Raw genomic sequence first — 1,610 nt, 5'->3', positions numbered from 1 at the left:
CCCGCCGCATCACTAATAGTCGCTTCAATGCTGTAAGGCCCTTCAGCCAATGCGTTTGGCACTTCGACTGAGAAGTTGCCGCTCGCATCCACAGTCGTCGTAAAGGTTTGCTCTACCCCTAAGTCGTCGGTAACGGTAAAGGTGATCACGGTGCCTTCTAGTGCATCACTGGTGCCGCTTAGCGTTGGGGTTACGTCGTTACTTGAACCTGGGCTGGTTAACTCAAGCGTTGGCGCAATGGTGTCTACTTCACCTGAGCCAGAGGCTGTGGCTTCATTGCCAGCGGCATCGCTTACGCTTGCACTTACTGTGTAGCTGCCCTCAGCAAGCACTTGTGAGGCGGCCACACTCCAAGTGCCATTCGCACCGAGTGTCGTTGTCACCGTATGTGTCACGTTATTACTATCGGTGATCTCTACCGTTACGGTGCTGCCTTGCGGTGCATTGGCGGTGCCGGTAATCGTCGGTGTGGTGTCGTTTGTTACGCTTAGCGTATCCACTTCAATCGCTGGTATGGTGGTGTCAATAATACCGGTTTCGCTCGCGCTGCCGATATTCCCTAGACCATCGTCTACTTCGGCGGTGACCGTGTATTCGCCTTCAGCTAAAGCACTTGGTGCATCAACACTCCATACGCCACCGCTGACTGTAGTGGTGGCGGTGGTTTCAACGCCTGCACTGTCTACAAATGTAAGGCTAATCGTGGTGCCATCGACTGCATCGCTTGTTCCGCTAATAGTGGGTGTGGTGTCGTTGGTATCTACCAAGGCATTAATGCTAATGCTTGGCGCGGTGGTGTTCAGTGTTGCGATTTCACTAACCGTGGTGGTATTACCGGCGTTATCGCTCACGCTCGCTTCAATGGTCAGCTCACCATCAGCCAGCGCATTTGGTACATCCGCTGACCAACTGCCATCCGCTTGCACTGTGGCGCTGAAGGTTTCTGTTGTCACCCCATCACTTACGCTGATACTAATCACCGTGCCTGCAGGTGCATTGGTGGTACCACTAATGGTTGGCGTGCTGTCGTTGGTCGCGCCCACGGTATCGAGTGTCAGTGTCGGTGCAAGGCTGTCTATGGTGCCCGACTGGGTCGCGCCGCCTGTATTGCCCGCCGCATCCGTAATACTAGCTTGCACACTGTAGCTACCATCAGGTAATGCTGGGCTCGTTGCTTGCCAGTTGCCGTTGGCATCCACTGTGGCGGTGATTGCGATATCGTCGCCGTTGCTATCGGTAATAACAATATTGACAACAGTGCCTTGCGGCTCTGTTGAAGTACCACTGATGAGTGGCGTGCTGTCGTTGCCAAGTCCCAGTGCATCCACCGTGACAACCGGTGTAATGGTATCGACATTGCCACTGCTGTTGGCTGTGCTCTCATTGCCTGCCGCGTCGGTTATGCTGGCTGTGACAGTAAAGTCACCTTGCGCGAGCGCACCGGGGATTTCAATATCCCAATGACCATCCGCCTCAACGGTGGTCGTGAGAGTTTGCTCAGCGCCGTCACTGTCGGTCACGGTGAGTGTCACCGTGCCGCCAATTTCGTTACTGGTGCCCTGTAATGTCGGTGTTAGGTCGTTTACATCGCCTACATTTTGTATCGTAAG

The 1,610-nt window shown here is 54.3% G+C and carries 1 protein-coding gene; it reads right to left on the bottom strand.

Translation table 11 applies throughout. The features are described 5' to 3' along the window. A partial coding sequence (locus AN393_RS19510) for an Ig-like domain-containing protein (RefSeq protein ID WP_200909059.1) occupies positions 1–1,610 on the bottom strand: 1,610 nt, incomplete at both ends.

The sequence above is a fragment of the Pseudoalteromonas sp. P1-25 genome, assembly GCF_001401805.1.
Classification (GTDB): domain Bacteria; phylum Pseudomonadota; class Gammaproteobacteria; order Enterobacterales; family Alteromonadaceae; genus Pseudoalteromonas.
Note: the sequence above shows the minus strand (reverse complement) of the source record. Positions and strands in the feature narration are given on the sequence as shown.